Here is a 900-nt window from a genome sequence, read left to right as displayed (position 1 = left end):
GATGCCTCTGCTCGGTTGGGCGTGATCAGAGGCGGCAGATGATTGACCCGAAGCGAGCGCGTCTGCCGATAATCCGGCAATGCACGCTGCTGCAACTCAACCGGTCGGGCGTCTACTATCGGCCTGTGCCACAGAGCGAGGCCAATCTGGAGCTGATGCGGCTGATCGACGCCCGGTTCCTGGAAACGCCCTATTATGGCTCACGGCAGATGACATGGCATCTGCGCCGCCTGGGACATGAAGTGGGCCGCAAGCGGGTCCGGCGGCTCATGGCGATCATGGGCCTTCGGGCGATCTACCAGAAGCCGCGCACGACCGTGCCCCATCCGGAACATCGGAAATATCCATATCTGCTGCGGGATCTGGTCATCAATCGGCCTGACCAGGTCTGGTGCTCCGATATCACATATATTCCCATGAAACGGGGATTTCTCTATCTCGTGGCGATCATGGACTGGTTCACGCGCAAGGTCCTGTCCTGGCGTCTGTCGAACACGATGGACGTGGAGTTCTGTATCGAGGCGCTACAGGATGCCCTCATGCGCTATGGCGCCCCGGAAATTTTCAATACTGACCAGGGGTCGCAATTTACGACACCCCGTTTCACCGGGATACTGGAAGAGCGTCAGATCCGCATCAGTATGGACGGGCGTGGGCGATGGCTGGATAACGTGTTCATCGAGCGTCTGTGGCGGTCGCTGAAATACGAATGCGTCTATTTGCACGCGTTCGAAACCGGATCGGAGCTACGGGCCGGGCTTGGCAGATGGATCGCCCATTATAACGAAAGGCGTCCGCATACGGCGCTGGCTGGACGTACGCCCGATGAGGCGTATCATGACGTGCCGACGCCATCTGGTCCGGGGTTAACCCCGGACCAGATGGCCAACAGCAACGCCG

At 59.4% G+C, this 900-nt stretch carries 1 protein-coding gene; it reads left to right on the top strand.

Annotated elements, in window-relative coordinates:
• Positions 1-900, top strand: a 900-nt coding sequence (locus tag CFR71_RS15865; RefSeq protein ID WP_110532256.1) for an IS3 family transposase, incomplete at both ends; no start/stop codon positions are given.

This window comes from Novacetimonas pomaceti (assembly GCF_003207955.1).
Classification (GTDB): domain Bacteria; phylum Pseudomonadota; class Alphaproteobacteria; order Acetobacterales; family Acetobacteraceae; genus Novacetimonas; species Novacetimonas pomaceti.
The sequence above is the reverse complement of the archived record's forward strand: the minus strand, read 5'-3'. Positions and strand labels throughout refer to the sequence as shown.